Origin of the sequence: Rhodopseudomonas boonkerdii (assembly GCF_021184025.1) — a bacterium.
Classification (GTDB): Bacteria; Pseudomonadota; Alphaproteobacteria; order Rhizobiales; family Xanthobacteraceae; genus Tardiphaga; species Tardiphaga boonkerdii.
In genome coordinates this window covers 470,682-490,580 of record NZ_CP036537.1, presented here as the reverse complement: position 1 = coordinate 490,580, position 19,899 = coordinate 470,682, and the positions used below count along the sequence as shown (strand labels likewise).

Annotated in this window: 18 protein-coding genes and 1 tRNA gene; 6 read left to right on the top strand and 13 right to left on the bottom strand. The window is 63.4% G+C overall.

Annotated features, from left to right (window positions below; all coding sequences use genetic code 11):
- Nucleotides 1–130 precede the first annotated feature (130 nt).
- The 12 genes from qatD to E0H22_RS02220 all read right to left on the bottom strand — a co-directional run bounded on the left by qatD (nucleotide 131) and on the right by E0H22_RS02220 (nucleotide 13,110).
- Nucleotides 131–862 (bottom strand): Qat anti-phage system TatD family nuclease QatD, encoded by a 732-nt coding sequence (gene qatD, locus E0H22_RS02275; RefSeq protein WP_233024147.1) that lies wholly within the window; start codon nucleotides 860–862, stop codon nucleotides 131–133.
- Complete coding sequence (gene qatC, locus E0H22_RS02270; RefSeq protein ID WP_233024146.1) at nucleotides 859–2,133, bottom strand: Qat anti-phage system QueC-like protein QatC; 1,275 nt, start codon at nucleotides 2,131–2,133, stop codon at nucleotides 859–861. Before qatC ends, qatD begins: the two co-directional genes overlap by 4 nt.
- Nucleotides 2,130–2,921, bottom strand: coding sequence for a Qat anti-phage system associated protein QatB (qatB, locus tag E0H22_RS02265; RefSeq protein WP_233026623.1), 792 nt, complete (start codon nucleotides 2,919–2,921; stop codon nucleotides 2,130–2,132). Before qatB ends, qatC begins: the two co-directional genes overlap by 4 nt.
- A 70-nt stretch (nucleotides 2,922–2,991) precedes the next feature.
- On the bottom strand, nucleotides 2,992–4,800 hold the full coding sequence (locus tag E0H22_RS02260) for a KAP family P-loop NTPase fold protein (protein WP_233024145.1): 1,809 nt from the start codon (nucleotides 4,798–4,800) through the stop codon (nucleotides 2,992–2,994).
- 456 nt (nucleotides 4,801–5,256) lie between these two features.
- Nucleotides 5,257–5,787 (bottom strand): ribonuclease toxin HepT-like protein, encoded by a 531-nt coding sequence (locus tag E0H22_RS02255; protein WP_233024144.1) that lies wholly within the window; start codon nucleotides 5,785–5,787, stop codon nucleotides 5,257–5,259.
- A complete protein-coding gene (locus E0H22_RS02250) occupies nucleotides 5,784–6,116 on the bottom strand; it encodes a nucleotidyltransferase domain-containing protein (protein WP_233024143.1) in 333 nt (110 codons plus the stop codon). The genes E0H22_RS02255 and E0H22_RS02250 overlap by 4 nt, the downstream gene beginning before the upstream one ends.
- Nucleotides 6,117–6,299: 183 nt before the next feature.
- Nucleotides 6,300–7,880 carry a DUF6538 domain-containing protein gene (locus E0H22_RS02245; protein ID WP_233024142.1) on the bottom strand — a complete coding sequence of 527 codons (1,581 nt, stop codon included), beginning with the start codon at nucleotides 7,878–7,880 and terminating at the stop codon, nucleotides 6,300–6,302.
- A 101-nt stretch (nucleotides 7,881–7,981) separates the two neighbouring features.
- Nucleotides 7,982–8,071: transfer RNA gene (locus tag E0H22_RS02240), tRNA-Ser, on the bottom strand.
- Nucleotides 8,072–8,372: 301 nt separating this feature from the next.
- On the bottom strand, nucleotides 8,373–9,485 hold the full coding sequence (locus E0H22_RS02235) for an ROK family protein (protein WP_233024141.1): 1,113 nt from the start codon (nucleotides 9,483–9,485) through the stop codon (nucleotides 8,373–8,375).
- A 106-nt stretch (nucleotides 9,486–9,591) separates the two neighbouring features.
- Nucleotides 9,592–10,209, bottom strand: coding sequence for a GAF domain-containing protein (locus E0H22_RS02230; protein WP_233024140.1), 618 nt, complete (start codon nucleotides 10,207–10,209; stop codon nucleotides 9,592–9,594).
- A gap of 332 nt (nucleotides 10,210–10,541) precedes the next feature.
- Nucleotides 10,542–12,068, bottom strand: a complete 1,527-nt coding sequence (hutH, locus tag E0H22_RS02225) for a histidine ammonia-lyase (RefSeq protein ID WP_233024139.1) — start codon at nucleotides 12,066–12,068, stop codon at nucleotides 10,542–10,544.
- 148 nt (nucleotides 12,069–12,216) lie between these two features.
- Entirely contained in the window at nucleotides 12,217–13,110 is an 894-nt protein-coding gene (locus E0H22_RS02220; protein ID WP_233024138.1) for a LysR substrate-binding domain-containing protein, read from the bottom strand.
- A 137-nt stretch (nucleotides 13,111–13,247) separates the two neighbouring features.
- Here E0H22_RS02220 and E0H22_RS02215 point away from each other — a divergent pair, with 137 nt between their 5' ends.
- From E0H22_RS02215 to E0H22_RS02200, 4 genes are all read left to right on the top strand, one after another.
- Nucleotides 13,248–14,411 carry a mandelate racemase/muconate lactonizing enzyme family protein gene (locus tag E0H22_RS02215; protein ID WP_233024137.1) on the top strand — a complete coding sequence of 388 codons (1,164 nt, stop codon included), beginning with the start codon at nucleotides 13,248–13,250 and terminating at the stop codon, nucleotides 14,409–14,411.
- A 314-nt stretch (nucleotides 14,412–14,725) separates the two neighbouring features.
- On the top strand, nucleotides 14,726–15,112 hold the full coding sequence (gene rplU, locus E0H22_RS02210) for a 50S ribosomal protein L21 (RefSeq protein WP_211911334.1): 387 nt from the start codon (nucleotides 14,726–14,728) through the stop codon (nucleotides 15,110–15,112).
- 107 nt (nucleotides 15,113–15,219) lie between these two features.
- Nucleotides 15,220–15,492 carry a 50S ribosomal protein L27 gene (gene rpmA / locus E0H22_RS02205; RefSeq protein WP_233024136.1) on the top strand — a complete coding sequence of 91 codons (273 nt, stop codon included), beginning with the start codon at nucleotides 15,220–15,222 and terminating at the stop codon, nucleotides 15,490–15,492.
- 139 nt (nucleotides 15,493–15,631) lie between these two features.
- A complete protein-coding gene (locus E0H22_RS02200) occupies nucleotides 15,632–16,225 on the top strand; it encodes a GNAT family N-acetyltransferase (protein ID WP_233024135.1) in 594 nt (197 codons plus the stop codon).
- Nucleotides 16,226–16,278: 53 nt separating this feature from the next.
- Here E0H22_RS02200 and E0H22_RS02195 read toward each other — a convergent pair whose 3' ends face one another.
- Nucleotides 16,279–17,196, bottom strand: a complete 918-nt coding sequence (locus E0H22_RS02195; RefSeq protein ID WP_233024134.1) for a DMT family transporter — start codon at nucleotides 17,194–17,196, stop codon at nucleotides 16,279–16,281.
- A 292-nt stretch (nucleotides 17,197–17,488) separates the two neighbouring features.
- Between E0H22_RS02195 and obgE the strand changes: the two genes are divergently transcribed.
- Entirely contained in the window at nucleotides 17,489–18,538 is a 1,050-nt protein-coding gene (obgE, locus tag E0H22_RS02190) for a GTPase ObgE (RefSeq protein WP_233024133.1), read from the top strand.
- 186 nt (nucleotides 18,539–18,724) lie between these two features.
- The gene (gene proB, locus E0H22_RS02185) at nucleotides 18,725–19,855 is read left to right on the top strand and encodes a glutamate 5-kinase (RefSeq protein WP_233024132.1); all 1,131 of its coding nucleotides are present in this window, start codon (nucleotides 18,725–18,727) and stop codon (nucleotides 19,853–19,855) included.
- Nucleotides 19,856–19,899: the final 44 nt, after the last annotated feature.

Genomic DNA, 19,899 nt, shown 5'->3' with positions numbered 1-19,899 from the left:
ATAGTCGGGACTTTTCCACGGCCTCCCCGGGGAAGCGCGATCGCCGGAGCCGGCCAGAGGCCTTTCGCGGCCGTGCGCCGTGGCGGCGACGCCCACCTCCAGTCCTTTGAAGCGGGCTCTCGGGGCGATCCTATGCAGACGAGACCAAGGCTTTGAGATTGGAGAGAAGTCGCGCCTCGATCTCGAGCTCGCTCTTCCCCCAGACGGCGGACAGCGCGGCGATCGCTCCCTTCGCGTCCCAGGGACAGGCGGCTCTGCCGTCGAGTTGAGCGAAGGGACCATCCGTCTCGGTCAGCACCTTTTCCTGGGGCATCTCCGCCGCAAGCGCGCGTCCCTTTTCCCCTGCAAGCATGGCTGGACCGACGCTGAACCAGCATCCCATCGCGACCGCTCTCTTGAGTTCGCGACGGGTCCCGGAAAACCAGTGGAGGACCGGCACGCCCGCGCCCGGATGTCGCTCCAAGGCGTCGAGAACCTGACCGGCTGCTCGCCTGCTGTGTATCGAAAGGATTCGTCCGCCCGCGGTGGAGCACGCGTTCAGTATCCGGTCGAAGACGAATTGCTGATCGCGCCAGTAGCGCTTGAGCTCGGGGCCGCCGTCAAGGCCGACCTCACCGACGTAGCGGGTCGTGGAGACGAGCTCATCGAACAGCGCAAGTTCGCCTTTTCTTTCGTGGGCAAGCTGGGGATGAAGGCCGAGAGCGGTTCTGATGCGCGGGGCATCCGAGGCGAGCGCCGACGTCCCCTCGAACGCGGTCGGCGTTGTCGTCACCGAGAGCACGAACATCTCCCGCGACCGGGCTTCCCGCACCATCTCGACGGGGTCGGGATAGAGGTCGAGATGGCAATGAAAGTCGATCATTTAACGCCCAGCGCCCCATGCAGCGCCTGCAGCTCGGCCATTCCGCGTGAGATCATGGCTTCGAGTCCTGCCCTGTCGGCTATGAAAGGAGAGCTGAGCGAAGGTCCCAGCCAATCGCTCAGGCCATCTCCGGCGGCGTTCCGGATGGCCATGGCGACGGACCGGACGTCGTCGAAGCCGGCGTGCTCGGCGTCGTCTCGGCCGAGGTCTGTGTACACGTAGTTCGTCGTATCGGGTACGCCCCAAGCGCGGAATGCGGCGCGACGGACATGGCACGGCACGCAACGACCGCAATGCCGGTAATTGAAGCGTTGGAACCGTCCGCAGCTCGTCGACCGCGCCGCTTGAACGCGCAGCAGCGTCTGGTCCGCGCATGACCGCAGCATCTCACCCTTCGTCGATGTCGCGTACGGATTACGGATCTTCACGCGAAGGCCGGCCGCATCCAGCATTCGCTGCACGCTGCCGAGATAGTGCGGATGGGCGGTACGCGTGCTGAGGCTGCCTATCCGCGCTCCGGTGAGCGGTGGATTGATCGCGATGAAGCCGTTTTCGCACAGGAAAAGATCGACCGTCCCGCCCTCATGGTAGGCGGCGAGCGATGTCGCGGCCATGACGCCGAAGGCGATGAAGATCAGGGATCTGGCCCTTTGGGACGCTTCCTCGACGCCGGGAGCGTGGGCGTTGTGGTTCAGTTGCAGATGGTCGAGGCCGCCGGCGATATGGGCGGCGAAGTCGACCTGCTTCGCGGCGTCCCCGCGAACCGTCTGGCTGACGGCGAGGGGCCGCCGCCCGGCGGCGGCCAAATCGATCGCCCCGACCAGACTGTCGAGACCGCCCGAAAGCAGAACGACGCAATCGGCATCCGGACGCTCGGCCGGCTTCGGCGGCGCCGGCTGCATGCCGCCCCCCTGAAAACCGAAACGCCATAGGTCCGTCGTCAGGAATCCGACCGCTTTCGCGAGATGGCCGGCCTGGGCGTTCCAGAACGCGGGATCCGAGACCGCGATCTGCAGATCGAACTCCCGGGTCCATCCGTCCGGACTCCGTTCACGAAGGCCCGCATAATCCGCGGTCACCACCGAGAGCGCTATCGAAAGCAGATCCCAAGCCCGAGGTGCCGCCTCCAGCCGCCGGCGCAGGAACTCATGCTTCGCTGCGTCACCGGCGCTGCCACGGTCGCCGCTGCCGGGCTGACCGAACAGCACGACCCGTAGATCGTCGGCCGTCGCCGGCAGATCGATGTCCTCTGGAGCACAAACCAGCCTCATTCCGCGTAGCCCTCGAAAACGATGCAGGTTTCCCTGACGGCCTCGCTCACGACACGGTTGATCCTGTCCACCGTCAGCCGTTTCCCTGCGTCGCGCAGCTTCCGGAATTCCGCGCCGACGATCTCCTTCACGTAGTCCCTGGCATCCTTGAGACGCGCGAGCGCCACGGTCGCGGTCGGCGATTTTTCGCTGATCGCGACGCCGACATCCAGTTCGAACCGTCGGAAGACGTCCATTGCGGCATATCGCTCTATGACGAAGTCTCTCTGTTCGGAATCGAGATTCAAGAGGTCCGCTTCGGGGTAGTGCGTGAGCAGTTCGGACAACGCGTCGCGAATGGCCGCGCGCGCCGCCTCCGCGTCCTGTGTGCCGTCGGTGGGACGAACCGCCTCGACGACCGCGTCCATGACCTCCCGCGCGGAGCGGCCAGCAAGAAGCGCCGGATCGAGCGGACTTCCAGCCGTGGCAGGCTGGCCGGCGGCGATGTTCGACAGCGCACTACCGAGCGACTGCGCCGTCGCCGCGGTCCCTCCAAGCCTGGCCGAGGCGGTCGCCGAGCCGGAGTAACCGCTGCGGACGTAGTGTCCGAGCGCCTTTTTCAGATCGTCCCGGTTGCCGCTGCGGGCGTAGTCTCCGAGGCTGCGCCGCGTGCCCCGGAAGCGTGCTGCGGGCGCCACGGGCGGCGCCGCCGTCAGCGGGACAGCCGGAGGCGTTGGGATCGGCGGCGACGGCTGCTGCTCATCGGGCGGCGGCGGCAGCGACGGGTCGGGAGTACCCGGTTCGGGCACTTGCGGCTCGGGTGGCGGCGATGGCGGCGTCCAGGGCGGAACCATCGGCACGCCTGGCCCCGGCCCACCGCTAGATTGCGACGTTCCCATTTTCAAACGTTCTCTTGATTGCGGTCTTGACCGGCCTCGACACGTCAAGACCGTCCCACTTCTCCAGCACACCTCGAGCCCAGGGCTGATCGGCGATCTTCGGTACGATGTTGGGTTTGACCTGCGCGGCCGGCCGCTCGGCGAGAAAGGCCGCGAGACGACTGCCCTGAGGCGGATCCACCTCCGACAAGGCCAGGCAGGCCTCCAGTATCGGCGGCACGCCCCATTCCTGCTCCTGCCGTGCCTTCTCCAGCAGACGATCCATGATCACGGCCGTCTCGAGCCGCTGCACCGTCTGCAGCCGCGGTTTGAGGCGCGCCGCCATCTCCGGATTCTGCAGCAGAGCGGTCAACAGTTCCGCGGCCTCTGACGACAGGCGATCCTCGGAAGTGACCAGCGCGACATGCTCGCGGCTGACGTATAACGCGCCTCTGAGGTCGACCTCCGCGAGGGCCGGCGGCAACGTCAGCCACTCCCGCACGAACGGAGCGTTCCACGGGGACGGGAGATCGAGCTCCTTGCCCGCATTTGCGGCTTCCTCCCACTCGCCGAGGAACGCGGGTTTCCCGGACTCGCTGGCACCGACCGCGGAGATCAACGAAGCATAGGCCTTCGTGTCCCCTAGACGTTCGAACAGCATGAGCTTGGCAAGCACAGCTTCGTCGACACCGACGCCTTGAGCGGTCGAGATCGACATCCGTATGGACAGCGCATTCAGGAATCTTTTGATTAAACGGGGATTGCCGGCGATGCCGGACGCGGTCGTCATCAACGGGGCGAGGCGGTCCGCGGTATCGAACTTGCCGATCAGTTCGTCCGGCATCGGATCATGAAGCGTCTGGACGAACGCCCGGTCGACGCGCTTGCCTTCCCACGTCCGGCGAAGCTGATTGCAGATGCCGACGCGGATCTTCTCCTGGATCTCACCGTCCAGGACGCTGTTCTCCACGAACAGCAACATCATGTACGCGCGCACTTCCTGCGTTCCGAGCGGCGGGACCCGAATCGGTACCTGGATCAGCTTGTCGAAATAGTTGGTGACCAACAGATCGTCTTGGATGCCGCCGAAATGCTTGCGGACCGCGTGCTTGATCATGTCGTTGTCGGCGGCGATGACGAAAGCGGTGTTCTTCAGGAACAGGAAGAGACGGATGGCCTCGAGGGTCGAGATCGTGGTCTCCGGAAGACAGCGGTCGAGATCGTCGATCAGGACCACCAGCGTGATCCCCAACTCCTCGAGGATGTCCTCGAACGAATCCCGGAGAGCCTGGATCTGTTTCGGCGGCGACTCGTCGGGCTTCGGATCCAGGAGTCCGCCTGCAGCGTCCGCGACCTTGCCCGCCGCGGCTTCGGCATCCTTGGCTAGGTTGCCGCCGAGGCCTTCGTCGAAGGCCCGACGGCCGAGGCCGATCACGTCGCCGACCAGGCCCGTCGGCGGCAGGCCGAGCGCGAGCGAGATCGCAGGCACGGCGACGAGTTTGGCGGCCCGTAGCCAGTTGACGCGCTTCAGCAACGCCTTCGTCTTGTCGACGGCGGTCGCGCGCGCGGCCGCCTCCGCCTCCAGCTTCGAAGCGATGACGTCCATCAGCGCCGCCCGCGCATCGTCGTAGCCCTGATACAGCCAAGCATTGAATTCGACGAAGACGAACTGCCGCTCGCCGGCAGGGAGGGGGCGCGCGGCGACGGACGCCCGGATGAGCTTGATCATCGACGACTTGCCGATACCCCACGAACCGGACACCCCGATCGAGACCGGGCGCCCTCGCGCCTGCACGACGATCTCGGCCACGGTGTCCGCGACGCCCGAAAAATTCAGGAAGTCGCGCTCCGTCTCGTTGTCATGCCACATGAAAAGCTCGCCCCCGCCGATCCCCCACACAACCGATAGCTGACTGCCTCCCATCTTTGCAATGGCCGAGCGAAGTCGGATTCTGCTTGGGAGGATCGGTACGGGGCCGGCGCCTTGTTCGCCGGCAGCGAAGAAACGGGCCGATGATGCCGTACGCATCGCATGAACAACGTCGGACCGCCTGATGCTTCGAACTGTAGACCTCGCGGTGGCGATGCCTATCCGGATCCAAACGGCAGAGGATGTGAATGCCTCGCTCCCTGCCGACGCTCATGGGCTGGTCGCACAATCGGAAAACGACGCGATATTTTCGGTGTGCGACGAAATGGTACCGCGCCATCGCCGTACCAGGTCCAGTGCATATCGGAAGCCGACTTCGGCGCGATATGGCTGGCGTCAGATGCGAGGCCGTGACGACGCGGAATTTTCGTCGTCCTCGCCAGGCTCCGGATCCACCGCAGCCTTGAACGCAGCGATCGCGTCCCGGAGCCCGATCAGGACCCGTCGCGCGGCCTCGACCGAAGGCCCCGCCTTCGACGCGTCGAAGTCGTCGTAGATGACCTTCCGAGCCCTATGGCGCATCCTCAAAAGTTCGAGCAAGTCCTTCTTGAGATCTGCGTCGATGATCGCAGGCCTCGCGTTAACGCCGGTCATCTGCCTTGAGACCCGCTCGACGAGATCCCTGTGCGAGTGCTGCCCCTCGACCGGGCTCTTTTCCTTCAAAATGGAAAGGATCTTCTCCAATGCGGCTTCCAGCAGCGAATACCCGGTCTCCATCCCATGGAGAAACGCATTGGACCGTTCCCATACCGCGTCGAGGTCCGGAGAATCGAAGCCTCCGCGGTCGAACGCGCGAACGGCGTTTCCGATCTGCAGAATGGCATGGTCGATATCAGCATCGACATCCGTCCAACGCGGGTCGCTCATGACAGCGTCACCGCTTCATTCGCTATCCGGGCGAGGAACCGCTCGCTTGCCAACGATCTCAAGTAATAATCGACAGGCAGGTCGTGAATTCGTGACAAGTCTTCAACGAAGTCGACGGCTTCGCCTTCGCGATCCGATGGAAAATCGACGACGACATCCAGATCGCTCTCGGACGACATGGCATCCACCGCCGCCGATCCGAACACAAGGAACCGGCCGCCGCGCGAAATCGCAAATGCCTTCAGTTTCGCGATGATCGCGTCCGCAGCCGATCGTCGCCGCGCTGCTTCGCGCGCGTCCCTCTCTGCTATGGTGACGACCTTATCCATGCGTTCTCCGCCCCCAATATCGGGCCTTTGACTGCATAACACAATGACGGCGTGATCAGGCGGGTATCACTCGGCCCGACGGTCGGCGGCGGGCCACTCAGGACGCGAGGCTTGGCGGATCGGATCCGTCGGATAAGTCGTCCGACGATCGCCTCGGCCGTTCTCAACCCGCAAAGTGGGCGGTCACGCCGGCTCCTTCCTTTTCCCGGCACGGCTCCTGTTCGCATCGCCTCGCCGGTCGCGGAGTTTTCCGGCAGCAACATCGTATCTCGGATGCTTCAGGATCTCTGGCTGCATGACGTCCGGCGGCACTTCGCCATACTCCTCGCCCTCGGTGCGGGGCGCGTGCCCCTGGATGGCGTCGAGGATCAGCCAGTCCATCCTCGCCTTGCGGCCCGCGGTCTTGAAGCGATGGCGCCAACCATGGTTCGGCGCGACCCGTGGGTCCTTGATGCCGAGTTCACGAACCCACTCGGCCAATTTGTTGCCGACCGACGTGTAGGTCGGATTCTTCCGGTCCGGGTTGCGCTGCCGCGCGACGGAATAGAACAGCGGCGCCTTGCCCTTCTTCATCCGAGCGAAGTCGAGAAATCCTTGCTCGACCAGATGCGGATGGATCGGAACGACGCGCTCCCGCAGCGTCTTCACGGTTCCGGCCTCGGGCGTTATGCGGATGCAATCGATGCCGTCCACGTTCAGGACGTCGCTGGCCCGAAGCTGCGTGATCTCGTTGACGCGGGCTCCGGTATAGGCGCAGATCCACGGCACCCACCGGCGCGCCGCGGCATTCTCCCGCGCCATCAGCTTGCTCATAGGAGCCAACGCGGCGGACAGGATGATCGCGGCTTCCTTGTCCGTGAAACCGCGCATCTTGGTCTCATGCTTTTCGCTGACGTCGACGACGACTTCCGCGCTCGGGTCGCTTCGCAGCTTCTTCATCCGCTTGCACCAGCCGAAGAAGGCCTTCGCGGCGGCGATGTAACCGTCCTTGACGGTGATGGGTGACAGCTTCGTCGCCAGCAGCGCGTCCCGCCAATCCAGCAGATGCTGCTCGGTGACGAGGTTCATGTCGCTCGACCCGACCCGAAGCATCAACGCCGAGAAATACGGACGCCATTTCTTCTTGGTCGACGCTGAAATCTTCTTCGCCTCGCAGAATTCGGTCCACAGGCCCTCGAAGGGCTTCTTCGGCTCGGTCAACTGGAGCGCGGGATATTTCGCCTGCTCCGGATCGGGGGTGTAATCGCCCTCCGCGTGGCGAAGCAGCACCCTGCTCGCATGCTCCTTAGCCTTGACGTACGCCTTGATGAAGGTTTCGAATCTGTCACCGACCAGTTTCAGGCGCCGACGGGCCAGGAACTCGCGCGCTTCGTCGCCGAACGCGAAGCGCAGGTGCACGCCGACCGGTTGGATGCTGATCAGCCGCGTCTTCTTCTTCTCCAGCGCGCGCAGCGATTCTTCCCAAAGGATGGGACGGCCAGGCTCGTCGCGATGGCTCGCCACCATCTCGTTGTAGAACTCGCCTGCGAGCGCGTTGATCTGCATGTGCGAAAGGTCCGAGGGCGGCTCGCCTTCGAGATTGGCGCGCCAGGTGCGCTCCAGCTTCAGATTCTCTTCCTGGCAGCGCAGCACCGCCTCGTCCCAATCTGCGGTTCCGAGCGAGAACTTGATCTCCGACGGCATGCCGAACTTGCGGTATTTCGCCGGCACACGCCGACGAAACCAGTAGTTCTTCGTGTGGTCTTTTTTGATGGGTTGAAGCATGTTGAGGCTCACGGTGTGTCCACTCCTGTGTACCACCGGCCTTTTTAGAAATGCCTTATTCTATAGATAAAATTGGATTTTCAGGGGCCCAAACGGCCGAATGGCGGAGAGGGGGGGATTCGAACCCCCGATGGGCTTGCACCCATGCCGCATTTCGAGTGCGGTACAATCAACCACTCTGCCACCTCTCCTTGGTGCCGAAATCCGACGGTCGCCCCGCCGGGTGGTTGGCGGTGTTCTAGGCGAGGACGGCGGAGCAGACAAGCGCCGGATGCGGAAATTCAGCCGCCAGCCCACCGGGACTTGGCGAAATCAGCCGCACGCAGCCTCCGGGACGGCCAATCCGGCGCCGCGCGATCCTGAATCCGACGCCGGATACGGCATGTGTGCGCCCGGGACCGCAGAGACAGCCGACCGATTCGCGCAGATTCAACCGCAGACGCCCCCACGATGCAGGCTCATCGACGGAGGCGGCCCCCGGCCCCTCCCTGTTCACTCCTTCGCGGTCCGGCCTTTCGGGTCTTTCCCGTTCTTCTCCTTCCTGGCTTCCCGCTTGCGGTTGGTGAAGCGGGCATTGCCAAGGCCGGTGCCGATGGTCAACACGCCCCAGTGATCGAAATCCTGCATGAACGGGACCTCGCTCAACCCCTGTGCCACTCCGTCATTATGCATCAGCACCGCGGTGTCGTGATCGCCGATGGTCGGGATGCCTTCGGCCAGCAGCGCCGGCAGGTTGAACTTGCTGCTCTCCCAGTTGCCCGGCAGATTCTGTGCGCCCTTCTCGATGGTGCCGTCCTCATTGATGACGCCGGGACAGGAAATGCCGATGAACGGTGCCAGCCTGAAGCCCTCCTTTTCCGCCGCGCCGATCAGATCCTGCAGCATCTTGATGAGCCGCTTCACCGCGCCCTCGCGGGTCGGTTCGTCATCCGTATGTTTCCAGAGATCGACTTGCCACACCGAGGCCCTGGACAGATCCTTCGATTTCTTCCAGCCCGTCTCCACCACCCCGCAGCGGATGTTGGAGCCGCCGATATCGACGGCGAGAATGCTGTCATAGCCTTCGAAGATCCAGGACGGCGCGAGATGCAGGCAGCCGATCAGGCCGGCCTCGTCCGGGTGATACTGAATCGGGACGAGGTCCACCTTGAGCCCTTCAGCCTTGAGAATTAGGCCGGTGCGGGCGATCGCGAGTTCGCCGACCCTGCTCTGGCGAAAGCCGCCGCCGACCACGATGCATTCGGTGTCTTCCCATGCCTTGTTCTTGAAAAAGCGCTGGATCACGTAGGCGAATTCCCGCGCGAATTCCTCGATGGCGCCGTGCACCAGCGCCGCCGCCGCCACGTCGTCGCCGACCAGAAGCTCGTCGAATGTGGACTTCCGAATGTCCTTCACCCGCTTCTTGCCGAGCGGATCATCGCCGCTTTTCTTCAGCGGCTTGCGCAACTCATCGATGATTTCCTGGAACGCACGCTTGCTGGCACGATCGCCGAGAAAGCCGTCCCCATCCTTGATCTCGATATTGAAAGTATCGACATCCACCGATGGCAGACGTCTCGCGCCGTGCACGCCGATGCCGATCGGCGTCGTTATGTCTTCAGCCATGTTGTTCCTGAACGTGTGAACCGGGCGACAACGCGCATGGAACCGAATGGTTGCACATGCGGCGACGCCGGCGCGCTTCAGGTGATGACGTGCGCAGCCGCGGCGCTCAGGATGTGGCTTTGATCAATGCGCTGAGCTCGGCGCGCATGCTCCGCAGTTGCATATCCGTGCGATGTCGCTCGATCGCCAGGGCCACGGTCAGAGTGATTCCGGCGATGGCTTCGAGATCGTGCGGGTGGGGCGAGCGAGGCTCATCGTAATAGACGGCGAAAGTGCCGCGAATGATGTCGTCCATTCCCCTGATCGGTGTGGACCAGCAGGCGCGCAGACCGTGTGCCAGCGCCAGATCACGATAGTCCGTCCAGAGCGGATCGGAGGCGATGTCCGTCACATAGACCGGTGTGCCGCGATGCGCGGCAGTGCCGCAGGAGCCGACACCCTCCCCGACAGGAGCGCCGTCGATCGCATCGCTGTAAGCCGCCGGCAAACTGGGGGCCGCCAAGTGCCGCAGACATCCGCCATCCTCGCTGACTTCCAGAACCGACGCCATCATGCGGAGTCGCGACGCGTCTTCGACGCTCCGCAGCAACTCCTGCAACACATCCGATAGCGGACGACCTGCCGCGACCTGCATCAGGACGCTACGCTCGCGTGCGATATGCGCGCGCAGCGACGGCCCGCTGCTGCGTCTCAGGAGTTCGATGCCAGGCAGCTCGAGCTTCACATCCATATTGGCTGTCACCCAACCATCGACCTATCGAACAGTCGTATCCTGGGCCATTTATCTGTCGATCTCAATCGCGAGATGCGACCGTCGTCCAACGAACGAATTTTCAGCCAAGCGCGTGACAATGTGCGCTCGACGCCACGCATTGACAATATTGCAACCAGCTAGCGTTGATCAAATGAGCTCTGATATGCTCGTTGTTGATCATTCCTGGCAATGTTGCGACGACGTCCGCGACAGATCGGTGCAATTGCATCGCATGGCATACCGCCGACGGTGACGAGCGAACCAGACAGGCGACATGACTGCACAGACGCGCAACGTTGCGGTCAGAGTTCTGGAAGCGCCGTGTCTTGTATTGCCTCGACCGCGGCGCCGGACCGCACCAGAACGAGTGCCTTTTCGATATCCGCATGGAAGTAGCGATCGTCATCGAGATGCGCAATATGGTCGCGAACGCATTTTCGCACGGCTTCGAGCGCTTCGCTGGAGGTCAGCGGCGCATGAAAGTCGCAGCCCTGCGCCGCAGCGAGCAGTTCGATCGCGATGACGGCCATCGCATTGTTCACCATCGGAGCAAGACGCCGCGCGCCATGCGCGGCCATGGAGACATGGTCTTCCTGATTGGCTGAGGTCGGGATCGAATCGACGCTGGCGGGATGGGCGCGCTGCTTGTTCTCGGAGACCAGCGCCGCTGCGGTCACCTGCGCGATCATGAAGCCCGAATTGAGCCCCGGCCGCGGCGTCAGGAAGGCCGGCACGCCGGACAGTGCGGGATCGACCAGCATGGCGATCCGCCGCTCCGCGATGGAACCGATCTCGCAGACTGCGAGCGCGATCATATCGGCGGCGAAAGCCACCGGCGCCGCATGGAAATTGCCGCCGGACATTGCGAGGTCCTCGTCCGGGAAGATCAGCGGATTGTCGGAGACGCCATTGGCCTCGGTGAGCAGCGTCGCGGCCGCCTGCCTGAGCACGTCGAGCGCGGCGCCCATCACCTGCGGCTGGCACCGCAGGCAATAGGGGTCCTGCACCCGCACGTCGCCGAGCCGATGCGACTCGCGGATGGCGCTGCCGGCCATCAGGGTCTGCAGCGCCGATGCGACGGCGATCTGCCCGTCATGCTTGCGGAGTTGATGGATGCGCGCGTCGAACGGCGTATCGGAGCCGCGCGCGGCATCGGTGGCGAGCGCGCCTGACACCAGCGCGTTCTTGAACAGCAGCTCGGCCTCGAACAGGCCGGCAAGCGCGCAAGCCGTCGAGAATTGCGTGCCGTTGAGCAGTGCAAGGCCTTCCTTGGGACCGAGTTCGATCGGTTGCAAGCCGGCGCTGGCGAGCGCATCGACGGCCGGGAGACGTGTGTTGCCGGCAAACGCCTCGCCGACGCCGATCATCACCGACGTCATATGCGCGAGCGGCGCAAGATCGCCGGAGGCGCCCACCGAGCCCTGCGCCGGCACAACGGGAACGATATCATGCGCGAGCATCGCTTCGAGGAGCAGGATCGTCTCCAGCCGCACGCCGGAAAAGCCCTGCGCGAGCGACGCGATCTTCAGCGCCATCATCAGGCGCGTGATCACCGGCGACAGGGGCTCGCCGACACCGGCGCAGTGCGACAGCACGATATTCTTCTGCAACGCGACCAGATCCTCGGCGGCGATACCGACACTGGCCAGCTTTCCAAAGCCGGTATTGATGCCGTAGACCGGCTCGCCCCGCGCCACGATCCGCGCGACCGCATCCGCACTGGCCTGGATGCGGGGATGATGCCGCGCATCGAGCGACGGCACGGCGCCGCGATAGATCGCGCGCCAGTCGGAGAGAGACATCGCACCGGGATCGAAAGAGGGCGTCATACATAATCCCTTCAACGTAGGGCGGATGAGCGAAGCGTCATCCGCCGGCCGATGATGTTTGGCGAAGAACGGCGGATAACGCCTTCGGCTCATCCGCCCTACGCCATTTTATTTGTCTAGGCATATTAGACACATTGCAGGGCCACCGTCACGCCCCGGCACTCGCCTGCAAACTCTCCAGCAACAATTGTGCCGGCACACTAAGCCCTTTGTTGCGCACGGCGACGACGAATTGCCGTTGCGCCCAGTCATTGCTGAGGGGAATCACCTTGAGCCCCAGCGTCTGCTGAATCGCGGATGCCTCTTCCTGCGGCACGATGGCAACCGCGAGCTGCGCCGCGACGACGCGATAGGCGGCATCCACCGTGGAAACCTGGATGCGATAGCGCATCTGCTTGCCCGCTGCTGCGGCCGCACTCCGCTGCGTCGCCTGCATGATGCTGCGGGCGACGATATCGACATGTTCGAAGTCGATGGTCTCCTCGAATGAGACACGCGCGCGCGACGCCAGCGCGTGATCGGGATGCACGACCACGGCGAGGCGATCGCGATGATAGGGATGTGTCTTCAGCCCGCGCAGATCGACGGCGTCCCAGCACACGCCGATATCGGCGCGGCCTTCCTCGACACCGCGCACGACTTCCCAGATCTCGCGCTCTTCGAGACTGACCCGCACATCGCGATATTTTTTGGCGAAGGCGCTCACATCCTCCGGCAACACCTGCGCCAGCGCCGATTTCGATGCGAACACCCGCACATGTCCTTGCACGCCATCGGCGAAGGCGCCGAGTTCGGCCTGCATGCGGTCGAGCAGTTGCAGCGACTCGCGGGCGTAGCGCCACAGCACCTCGCCCGCCGCCGTCACCGTGACACCGCGGCGACCCCGCTCGAGCAATTGCACGCCGGCCTCGACTTCCATCTGGCTGATGCGCTTCGACACCGCGGACGGGACGATCGCCTCGCGCTTCGCCGCCGACGCGATGTTGCGCTCCTCGCAGACGGCGATGAACAGGCGGAGGGAGACAGGGTCGAAGCTGCGCATTCAGCCATCTTAGATTGGAACGTCTTGGATGAAAAATCACCATTTCAGAGATGGCTGAGACCGGCGTATTGCCTCAGGCCTGCCACGAGACGGCCGCTGTGTCGCCGCACGCGAAAACGCGAAATCGAGGAAATTCCATGCGCATTGTCGAAGTCCGGGAGCGCACCGCTCCGATTGCCTCCCCCATCGCTAACGCCTTCATCGACTTCAGTAAAATGACGCTGAGCCTGGTCGCCGTGGTCACCGATGTGATCCGCGACGGCAAGCCCGTGATCGGCTACGGCTTCAATTCCAACGGCCGCTACGGCCAGGGCGGCCTGATCCGTGAACGTTTCGCGCCCCGCATCGTCGATGCCAAGCCGGACGATCTCATTGATTCGACTGGTGAAAACATCGACCCCCACAAGGTGTGGGCGACCATGTTCACCAATGAAAAGCCCGGCGGCCACGGCGAGCGCTCGGTGGCCATCGGCACCATCGACATGGCGGTCTGGGACGCCGTCGCCAAGATCGCGGGCAAGCCGCTTTTCCGTTTGTTGTCAGAGCGTTACGGCACCACGGCGAACCCCAAAGTGTTCGTCTATGCGGCCGGAGGCTATTATTATCCCGGCAAAGGCCTCGAAGGCTTAGCCACTGAAATGAAAGGCTATTTGGACCGCGGCTACAATGTCGTGAAGATGAAGATCGGCGGCGCCTCGCTGGCCGAAGACCTCAAGCGTATCGAACACGTATTGAAGCTGCTGCCCTCGGGTGCCCAGCTGGCCGTCGATGCCAATGGCCGGTTCGATCTCGCGACCGCCATCGATTACGCTAAGGCTTTGAAAGAATACGATCTTTTCTGGTACGAGGAAGCCGGCGACCCGCTCGATTACGAGCTGCAGGACAAGCTCGCCGAGCATTATCCGAAGCCGATGGCGACCGGCGAAAACCTGTTCTCCATGCAGGACGCCCGCAACCTCATCCGCTATGGCGGCATGCGCAAGGACCGCGACTGGCTGCAATTCGACTGCGCCCTTTCCTACGGCCTGGTTGAATATCTCAGGACGTTGGAAATGCTGAAGAATTACGGCTGGTCCTGGACCCGCTGCATCCCCCATGGCGGGCACCAGATGTCGCTGAACATCGCCGCTGGCCTCGGCCTCGGTGGCAATGAGTCGTACCCAGACCTGTTCCAGCCCTATGGCGGCTTCCCGGATGGCGTGAAGGTCGAGAACGGCCATATCGTGATGCCGGAACTGCCGGGCATCGGTTTTGAGGGCAAGTCGGACCTGATCAAGGAAATGCGCAGCCTGGCGTCGTAGACCCATCAGCCGTCAGAGCGAAGCAATCCAGGGCCACAAGCTGAAGACTGGATTGCTTCGTCGCTGCGCTCCTCGCAATGACGGGGACAGGCCAAGACCCTGTTTTTGGCTAGTTTTCCGGCTTGGAGTTGTTGACTCTCCGCAATCCCCCTCTATAAAGCACCCTTCGGCGCAAGCTCCGTCTCGCGCCGATTGTTTTTGTGCGGGATCGCAATGTCGATCGAAAAGCCCAAAAACACCAAACCCTTATCGACTGAACAAGAAGCCGTCCCGGAGCAATTCGAGGACGGGATCGAACACGAAGGAATAGAACGATGTTCGCAGTCATCAAAACCGGCGGCCGGCAGTACCGCGTTGTTCCGGATGATGTACTTGAGATTGGCAAGATCGCTGGCGAAGCCGGCACGATCGTGCAGCTTGGTGAAGTGCTCGTGCTCGGTGGCGATACGCCCGTGCTCGGCGTGCCGACCGTTGCTGGCGCCAGCGTTGCGGTTGAAATTCTCGACCACAAGCGCGGCCCCAAGGTCATCGCTTTCAAGAAGCGCCGCCGCAAGCACTCGAAGCGCAAGCGTGGTTATCGTGACGAGCTGACCCTCGTCCGCATCAGCGAGATCCTCGCCGATGGCAAGGCACCGACCAAGGGCCCGCGCCCGAAGAAGGCTGCAGCCCCGAAGGCCGCTCCGGCCGAAGCGGCCGAGTAAATAGAATCGCTGCAGCAGCGGAATTATCCGCTGCGCAAATTTGAAAATCCGTGAGACAATTCCTTCGAGGAATTGATCTTTGAATCGATCGAGATCGGAGACGAGCTATGGCTCATAAAAAAGCAGGCGGTTCATCGCGCAACGGCCGCGATTCAGCTGGCAAGCGCCTTGGCATCAAGGCTTTCGGCGGCGAACGCGTGATTCCCGGCAACATCATTGCGCGTCAGCGCGGCACCACCTGGCACCCCGGCCTTAATGTCGGCATGGGCACGGATCATACCCTGTTCGCCAAGGTGGAAGGCCGCGTGGAGTTTAAAGCCAAAGCCAATGGTCGCACCTTCGTGTCGGTACTTCCGATCACCCAGGCCGCGGCCGAATAAACGGTGGACACTCACATGGAGTCCGCCGGGTCCTGTTGAACCGGCGGAGTGCCAGAATTGGGCTCCAGAGGGGAGGCGGGAAACCGGCCTCCCTTTTTCGTTTGGTGCGTCGCTTCGGGGCGCACTGCAGGAGCCGACAATGCTGCAGGATATTCCGACACCTCGCCTGGTTGAGAACAGACCCGCTGTTCTGCAAACGCAGCGCCTGACCTTGCGCAAGCCCGTGATGGCCGACGCCATCGCGGTGACCGAACTCGCCAATGACCGCCGCATTGCCGAGAACACCCGCCGGCTGCCGCATCCCTATTCGCAGAGCGATGCGGAGCAGTTCGTCGGCTCGCTGCATGACGAGACCGCTACCGATGCCGTGTTCCTGATCGAGCTCGACTATCGCCCGATCGGTATGGTCGGCATCGACTGGCGCGAGCCGGATGCACCGGAACTCGGCTACTGGCTGGGTGTCGACCACTGGGGGCGCGGTTACGCGACCGAGGCGGCGCGCGCGACGATCGACTACACATTCGAGGAGTTCACCATCGATCAATTGATCGCCGGTGCCCGCGTCGCCAATCCGGCGTCGCGCAACATTCTCGAAAAGTGCGGCTTCCAGTGGACCGGCGTGCAGCTGCATCGTTTCGAAGCGATCGGTTCGTCCACGCCGGTGGATTGCTTCAAGCTGACGCGGGGCGTGTGGAGCTCGCTGAAGAACTGGGCGAGCTCGACGCGGAGGTGATGGCCGCTCTCCTTCTTCCCTCTCCCCTTGTGGGAGAGTGAAGAAGGCAACGCTCACACCGCCGGCGGCACTTCGTCGGCGATCTTGCCGAGCCTCTGCTCGCGCAGGAAAATATAGAGACCCGCCGCGATGATGATCGCCGCGCCGATCAGCGTGGCAATCGACGGCAGTTCATCGAATACCAGATAGCCGAAGATCACCGCCCAGATGATCATCGTATATTGATATGGCACCACTACACTCGCCGGCGCGAGCTTCAACGAGCGGTTCACGCACAACAGCGCCGCGATCGAAACAATGCCGGCCAGAAAGAACAGGCCGAGGTCGGCAGCACCCGGCGTAACCCAGCCGAAGGTCGTCAGCACCGCCCCGAAGGTAAAGGTGCCGATGAATTGCGTGGTCGCCAGCACCACATCCGGCGCCGACCGCAGCGATCGCGTGATCAGCATCAGCGCTGCAAAGGAGAGGCTGCCGCCGAGCGCGATCAGCGCCGGCCAGGTCACCATCTGTGCCGACGGTTTCAACGCGATGATCACGCCGATGAAACCGACACACACCGCGCTCCAGCGCCGCCAGCCCACCGGTTCGCGCAGAAAGATCGCCGAACCCGCGGTGACGAAAATAGGACAGGCCAGATAGTAGGTAATGACGTCCGCCAGCGGCAGATAGGCGGCAGCCCAGAAGAAGGCCGCGACCTCCAGCGTGGACAGCATCACGCGCAGAAATTGCAAACCCGGCCGGTCCAGCGACAGGAAGTCGCCGCGGTGCCGCCAGATCATCGGCGCCAGCAGCGTCAGCGCCGCGATGGCACGCAGGAACATCAATTGCCCGACCGAATAGGTCGAAACCAGATATTTGCCGATGGCATCGCCGCAGGAGAACATGCCGATGCCGGCCAGCATCAGGCCGATACCGGCTATCCGGGCGGCGCGATTGTCCGCTGCGGTCGAAATGGTCGCAAACATGCCCATATGCGCCTTTATTAGAACCCTCTCAGTCCCTCATCCTGAGGAGCGGCCACAGGCCGCGTCTCGAAGGATGGCTGCGAACTCCGGAGCCTAACCAGCTCATGGTTCGAGACGGCGCGGAAGACGCGCCTCCTCACCATGAGGGTCCGGAGTTTCGGAGCGGCAGAGACTATCGTTAACGTTTCCCCATTGTCCTTTAGGACGCGATTGAAACCGCAGCAAGGCAGCCATTCGGCCTCCTTGTCGGCGGCGATGAGTTGTTGCCGCAAACACCCCCCTGCGATACGGATACGCCATGAAATTCCTCGATGAAGCCAAGGTTTACATTCGCTCCGGCGACGGCGGAAACGGTTGCGTGGCGTTCCGCCGCGAGAAGTATATTGAATTCGGCGGCCCCTCCGGCGGCAATGGCGGGCGCGGCGGCGATGTCATCGTCGAGGTCGTGGACGGCCTCAATACGCTGATCGACTATCGCTATCAGCAGCACTTCAAGGCGCCGAAAGGCGTCAACGGCATGGGCAAGGACCGCCACGGCGCCAATGGCGAGTCGATCACGCTGAAAGTGCCTGTCGGCACCCAGATCATCGACGAAGACAAGGAAACGCTGATCCATGACTTCACCAAGCTCGGCGAGAAGTTCGTGCTGGCTGAAGGCGGTAATGGCGGCTTCGGCAATGCACATTTCAAATCCTCGACCAACCGTGCCCCGCGCAACGCCAATCCCGGCCAGCCCGGCCAGGAACGCTGGATCTGGCTGCGGCTGAAGCTCATCGCGGATGCCGGTCTCGTCGGCCTGCCCAATGCGGGCAAATCGACCTTCCTGTCCAAGGTCTCCGCGGCCCGGCCGAAGATCGCCGACTATCCCTTCACCACCCTGCATCCGCAGCTCGGCGTCGTGAACAGCGACGGCCGCGAATTCGTGCTGGCCGACATTCCCGGCCTGATCGAAGGCGCGCATGAAGGCGCCGGCCTCGGCGACCGCTTTCTCGGTCATGTCGAGCGTTGTCGCGTGCTACTGCATCTGATCGACGCCACCTGTGAACACGCGGGCAAGGCCTACAAGACCGTGCGCGGCGAGCTCGAAGCCTATGCCGGCCACCTCTCGGACAAGATCGAGATCGTCGCGCTGAACAAGATCGACGCCGTCGAGCCGGACGAGCTGAAGAAGCAGAAGGACCGCGTGAAGCGCGCGTCGAAGAAGACGCCGCTGCTGATTTCCGGCGCCACCGGTGAAGGCGTGCCCGAGGCGCTGCGCGCTCTGGTCGAGGTGATCGGCGAAGCGCCGGTGTCCGACAAGGCGAAGTCCGCCGCGCTGGCGGAGCCATGGGCGCCGATGGAGAGTTAAGAACCGTCCCCTGATGATTTACGGGACTGTGTCCCGGGCGCGGTGCAGCGTCCTTTACGCTGCTCCGCAGAACCGGGACCATACCAACCGCCGGAGCTTGTAACGGTCCCGGCTCAGCGAAGCGGCACTACGCGCCGCATCGCGTCCGGGACACAAATTTTCTCAGTTTCGAAACAAAGCATCACCATGTCGTCCCCTGAGCTCAAAAACTTCCGCCGGATCGTCGTCAAGGTCGGCTCCTCGCTGCTCATCGACCATGCGATCGGCGAAGTGCGCGCAGGGTGGCTGGCGGCGCTCGCGGCCGACATCGCCAAGCTGCATGCGGATGGCCGCGACGTGCTCGTGGTCTCCTCCGGCTCTATCGCGCTGGGCCGTCATCGCCTGAAGCTGCCGCGCGGCCCGCTGAAGCTGGAGGAGAGCCAGGCCGCTGCCGCCGTCGGACAGATCGCCCTCGCGCGCATCTGGTCGGAAGTGCTCGGCCATCACGGCATCGGCGCCGGCCAGATTCTCGTCACGCTGCAGGACACCGAAGAACGCCGCCGTTATCTCAACGCGCGCTCGACCATCGGCAAGTTGCTGGAATGGCGCGCGGTGCCCGTGATCAACGAGAACGACACCGTCGCCACCAACGAGATCCGCTACGGCGACAACGATCGCCTCGCCGCGCGCGTCGCGACGATGACCTCCGCAGATCTGCTCGTGCTGCTATCGGATATCGACGGCCTCTACACCGCACCGCCCGGCGCTAATCCCGATGCGAAGCTGATTCCTGTCGTCGAGCACATCACCGCCGATATCGAGAGCATGGCCGGCGCTGCGGAGTCTGAACTCTCGCGCGGCGGCATGTACACCAAGATCGAGGCCGGCAAGATCGCGACCACTGCCGGCACGCATATGATCATCGCCTCGGGCAAGATCGATCATCCGCTGCAGGCCATCGCCGATGGCGGACGCTGCACCTGGTTTTTGACGCCGGCGAATCCCGTCACCGCGCGCAAGCGCTGGATCGCCGGCTCGCTGGAGCCGAAGGGCACGCTCACCATCGATGCCGGCGCCGTCGCTGCGCTGCGCGCGGGCAAGAGCCTGCTGCCGGCCGGCGTGATCCGCGTCGATGGCGCGTTTTCGCGCGGCGATGCCGTGATCGTGCGCGATCCCGATGCGCATGAGATCGGCCGCGGGCTTGTGGCTTATGACGCCGAGCATGCGGAAAAAATCAAGGGACGCTCGTCGCCGGATGCGATGAACATTCTCGGCATCACCGGCCGCATCGAGATGATCCACCGCGACGATCTGGTGATGGGCGGTTCACGGAACTAACAAACTCCAGCCCCTCATGGTGAGAAGCGCGCTCTTGCGCGGGT